Raw genomic sequence first — 4,318 nt, 5'->3', positions numbered from 1 at the left:
GTGGCCGCCTGATCGTGCTCTACCGCCCAGGCGTGGGCGCTCATCTCGGCCTCCACCAGCAGCCGGCGAATCTCGGCCTCACTCCACTCTGGGTTGGGGCGCGGCGAGATCGGCTCCTCTTTGAGGGGTTGCCGTAGGGGCGTGTAGGTGTTCACGGCGCGATTGTGCAGGGTGATTGTCAACGGAAGATAAACGCGAAATTTCCCCTGCCGTTAGATCACTTGCGAGCTTTTGCAGCCGCCTTCTTTGGCGCAGCCAACACCGCAGCACTTGGCAGCAAGAGGCTCGCGAGCCCGGTCAGCGCAACCGCAACGAGTGGCGCCAAGATGGCCACCTCAAATCCGCCTCGCAGCCCCGCTGGGGTGAAGTTCGCGCCAACGGCATCGAAGAAGAGCACGCTGATCACGGCAACGCCGATGGCGCCACCAACCTGCTGGAAGGTGTTGAGCACCCCCGACGCTGCGCCAGCATTCTGAACATCTGTCTGGGCAAGGGCGAGGTCGGCGAGCGGCACCAGAATGAGGGTCAACCCAACGCCGGCGATCGCCAGCGGCACCAGCAAGTCAGATCCGACCAGGCCATCGCCTTTGGTCAGGATAACCTCCTTGATCAGGGTGTAGCCAATCAACTGCAAGACCGCGCCAATCGCAATCAGGTACTTCCCAACCTTGGGGGCCAAGGGAACAGCGATCCCACTGCCAAGGAACGCGCCAACGCTAAATGGCAGTGACGTTAGGCCTGCATCGAGAGCCGAGAAGCCAAGGCCAGCCTGCAGGTACAGCGCGAAGATCAGGAAGAAGGCGCCGATCGAGGAGACGGCCAAGAAGCTCGTGAGAACTCCGGCAGAGAATCCACGGTTGTTGAACAGTGATGGTGGAATCAGCGCTCCCCCGCTCGTCTTCTCTTGACGGCGTTGCAGTGCAACAAAGATACCAATCAACACAGCGCTTGACGCGAACATGACCCAAACCCAAACCGGCCAACCCTGCTCTCGACCCTGGATGAGCGGGTAGATCACGAGGAAGAGCGCGGCGATGATCAGCCCAACGCCAAGTGGGTCGAGCCGTACCGGCTTCTCTGACTTGGAGTTCGGAACAAAGGCGAGGGATGCGATCAACAGCGCGATGCCGACGGGAACATTGATGACGAAGATGCTGCGCCATCCCAACCCAAATGCATCGCTCGAAACGAGCAGGCCACCAATGAGCGGCCCCGCAACGGCGGCGAGCCCAGAGATCGCACCAGTCAAACCGAACACCGCAGCGCGCTCTTCTGGCCTGAACAGCACCTGAATGATGGAGAGGACCTGGGGGATCATGATCGCGGCAAAGCCACCCTGCACGAGTCGCGAGATCACGAGCCCATCTGGTGTCTGCGCAAAGGCGCAGCTCAGTGAGGCGAGTGTAAAGCCGAGAACGCCGATGCTAAATACTGTCTTGCGCCCATAGCGATCACCAAGGCGACCACCGGTGATCAGCAATACGGCGAAGCTGAGGGCGTACCCAGAGATGATCCACACCAGCTGAGCCGATGAGGCGCCAAGGCTCTCCTGAATCGCAGGAAGGGCCACATTGACGATCGTCGTGTCGAGCAGGTCCATAAAGGACGCGACCAACAAGACGGCGACAGCGAGCCAACGGAACTTCACGGCGGTTGAGTTGTTCTTCATGAGCGGTACACCCCCCCTACATCTATTTAGAGGGGAGTATGGCGTGAAGGCCCGCGGGCCGTGCGAGCCGGGGGTAGCCCTGCCATGCCCGAGGTAGCCCTTTGGGCACGAAAACGACCCCCCACAGGATAGAACAGATGTTCTATACTTCGCCGTCCTATGGCTGAGTCTGCCGCACGAATTGAGGCTGTCACCCGCCTCCAGCAGCGCTGGGGTGCGGGGATCATTCGGCGCGGGGTGGAGGTCGGCGACGCGGCTCTGCGCGTGGCGCCGGTGCGCGGCACTGGGGTGGCGGCGCTCGATGCGCTGCTCGGTCGGCGCGGCCTCCCCGACGGTCTCACCCTGTTGCGCGGCGGCTTCGGCGCGGGGCGCACCACGTTGGCGTTGCGCGCACTCGCAGCAACGCAGGCGGCGGGTGGTGCCGCGGCGTGGATTGATGCGGCGCGCAGCTTTGATCCACTTGAAGCGGCAACGCGCGGCGTTGCGTTGCGCGATCTGCCGATTCTGGTTCCCCTGCATACGGGCGAAGCACTGGAGATGTCCGGTGCGCTCTTGGCTGCCGACGCTGCAGATTTACTGGTGCTCGACCTTTCACTGGTGCGCAGTACTGCGGTACGCAGCGATGCGCTAGAGCGACTCGCGGCGCGCGCCCGTCGCGCCGGCACCTCGCTGCTACTGCTGCTTGATGATGCGGTGCCGATGCATGCCGATGCGGCGCTCTCGTGTGCGGTGGTGTCGTGGTTGCGCGTTGGTGCCGATGTGATCGGTCGTCGTGTGCTGTTGACGATGGAGGCTGGGCCGCGCACCGGTGCGACCGCGGTGGTGGATGTGTATGAGGGTCGTGGCGCGCGCGCCGACCTGCGCATTGGTCGCCTACCGATTGAGGAGGTGGCATGCGCACCCTTGCGCTCTACTGGCCAACACTGAGCGGCCTTGTTGATCGCACCGAGCGGCTGCGCAGTGCGCGGCATGCGCTCGGTCGTCTCTCACCACTTGTTGCTGGGAGTGATTCGTACGGACTGATTGAGATCGGCATTGACGGACTGCAGGCGCGCAGTGGGAGCGAGCGCGACATTGCGGCGATTGCACTGCGCGCCGTTGGCGTGCATCTGCGCGAGCGACCGAGCGCCGCGGTGTCGAGCAGTCGCCTACTCGCGGTGCTGCTGGCGCGTGGTGGTGGCGACGAGATGCAGGTGGTGCCGCCCGGCGACGAGGCCGAGGGGTTGGCCAGCTACCCAGTGGATGTGCTGGCGCTGGGGGCGACGGAGTACGCGGCGGAGAGCATGAGTGACGCCCTGGAGCGCTGTGCCCTGCTCGGCCTCCGCACCGTGGGGGCGCTCGCCCGCACGCAGGCGGCGGCCCTTGCCGCTCGCGTCGGCCCCATTGCGGGAGCCCTGCTCACGCTCGCCCGCGGCTTCGATGTGCAGGCGATCGCCCCTGCGCCGCTGCCGCGGCGCCTGCTCGCACGCGCCTCGTTCGAGATGCCCCTCACCTCACTGGAGGAGTTCCGCTTCCCGTTGCGCCGGCTGCTCGACGAGCTGCTGGTGCGCGTACGGCGCGACGGTGCGGCGGTCGGCATCGCGCGACTCCACTTGGCGCGCGAACGCTCCGCCCCGGTGCGCGCCGTGGCGCGACTCCCCGTGCCGAGCGCCGACCGCACGCAAATCGAACGCCTCCTGCTCGCATCACTGGAGCGCGCACTGCTGCGCGGTCTCGGTGACGACGGCGTAGTCAGCGCGCAGCTGCGCTTCGATGGGGTGCTCCCCGCCGCCGGTGATCAACTGACGCTGCTCGGCTCGCGCTCGCCGCGCGTCGATCGACTCGCCTGGAGCACCGCCGCGATCGCCGTGCGCTTTGGCGCCGACCGCGTGATGCAGGGCGACGTAGTGGATGGCGACGATGCGCGCAGCGAACGCCGCGTCACCTGGCTTCGCGCGCACCCCGAGGTGCAGGAGTGACGCGCGTGTTGCGCCCGCCGAAGCGCATCGACGTGACGCTCGATAATTCTGGCCGCCCAAGGATCGTTCGCCTTGATCGCGACTTTGATCACGTCTCGGTCATAGAGGAGTGGCGGGTCAGTGAGCGCTGGTTAGCGACGCCTATCGATCGTGCGTATGTGAAAGTCGTGGGGGCGACCTGGCTGGTGCTGATCTTCCAAGATCTCTTCACGGGAGACTGGTTCCTTGAGCGCATCTTTGACTGATGCGCCGCGTCCAATTCCGCTGGTCCCGTTTGCCGAACTGCATGCGCGTTCGGCCTTTAGTTTTCTGCGCGCGACTGCCACACCGGAACAGTTGGTGGCGCAGGGGGTTGCCCTCGGTCTAAGCGGACTCGCCCTTGTCGATGAGGGCTCGCTCTCTGGTGCGGTGCGCTTCGTGCGTGCCTCCGAAGCGGCATCGTTGCCGGCGCTGCTCGGCGTGGAGTTTGAGATGGCTGACCCGGCAGTCCCCGATCGCGACGGCGTGGTGCTGCCACTGCCGCGTGCTGGTGCTGGCCCTGGCTCTAGTTCTGCTGCTGAGTCTGCCGCGGTCGATGGGCGCCCCGATCGGCCACTCCCCGAGCGCCAGCGGCGCCTTCTTACTGAACTGGTGCCGCACGCCGAACGGCGCGGGGTGGCGGATGCCGAGCTCGGCCCGCGCCTGGCGCTGC

The 4,318-nt window shown here is 65.5% G+C and carries 5 protein-coding genes; 4 read left to right on the top strand and 1 reads right to left on the bottom strand.

What is annotated here, in order from left to right; genetic code table 11:
* Positions 1-217: 217 nt before the first annotated feature.
* Positions 218-1,669, bottom strand: a complete 1,452-nt coding sequence (locus AC3LCN_RS05885; protein ID WP_488649138.1) for a DHA2 family efflux MFS transporter permease subunit — start codon at positions 1,667-1,669, stop codon at positions 218-220.
* A 159-nt stretch (positions 1,670-1,828) separates the two neighbouring features.
* On the opposite strand from AC3LCN_RS05885, the gene AC3LCN_RS05880 reads away from it, so the two are divergent.
* The 4 genes from AC3LCN_RS05880 to AC3LCN_RS05865 form a co-directional block, all read left to right on the top strand.
* Positions 1,829-2,596: a hypothetical protein gene (locus tag AC3LCN_RS05880; RefSeq protein WP_488649137.1), complete on the top strand. Its 768-nt coding sequence runs from the start codon at positions 1,829-1,831 to the stop codon at positions 2,594-2,596.
* The gene (locus AC3LCN_RS05875; RefSeq protein ID WP_488649136.1) at positions 2,563-3,627 is read left to right on the top strand and encodes a DinB/UmuC family translesion DNA polymerase; all 1,065 of its coding nucleotides are present in this window, start codon (positions 2,563-2,565) and stop codon (positions 3,625-3,627) included. Before AC3LCN_RS05880 ends, AC3LCN_RS05875 begins: the two co-directional genes overlap by 34 nt.
* 5 nt (positions 3,628-3,632) lie before the next feature.
* On the top strand, positions 3,633-3,872 hold the full coding sequence (locus AC3LCN_RS05870) for a hypothetical protein (RefSeq protein ID WP_488649135.1): 240 nt from the start codon (positions 3,633-3,635) through the stop codon (positions 3,870-3,872).
* Positions 3,853-4,318, top strand: a 466-nt coding sequence (locus AC3LCN_RS05865; RefSeq protein ID WP_488649134.1) for a PHP domain-containing protein, incomplete at its 3' end; no start/stop codon positions are given. The genes AC3LCN_RS05870 and AC3LCN_RS05865, both read left to right, overlap by 20 nt.

It is taken from the genome of Candidatus Limnocylindrus sp. (assembly GCF_040397215.1).
Classification (GTDB): domain Bacteria; phylum Chloroflexota; class Limnocylindria; order Limnocylindrales; family Limnocylindraceae; genus Limnocylindrus.
This window is presented reverse-complemented; position numbering and strand designations above follow the sequence as displayed.

Excerpts from the sequence above, each read along its gene's own strand:
- AC3LCN_RS05880 (WP_488649137.1), top strand. The coding sequence starts at position 1,829 with ATGGCTGAGTCTGCCGCACGAATTGAGGCTGTCACCCGCCTCCAGCAG.
- AC3LCN_RS05885 (WP_488649138.1), bottom strand. The coding sequence starts at position 1,669 with ATGAAGAACAACTCAACCGCCGTGAAGTTCCGTTGGCTCGCTGTCGCC.
- AC3LCN_RS05875 (WP_488649136.1), top strand. The coding sequence starts at position 2,563 with ATGCGCACCCTTGCGCTCTACTGGCCAACACTGAGCGGCCTTGTTGAT.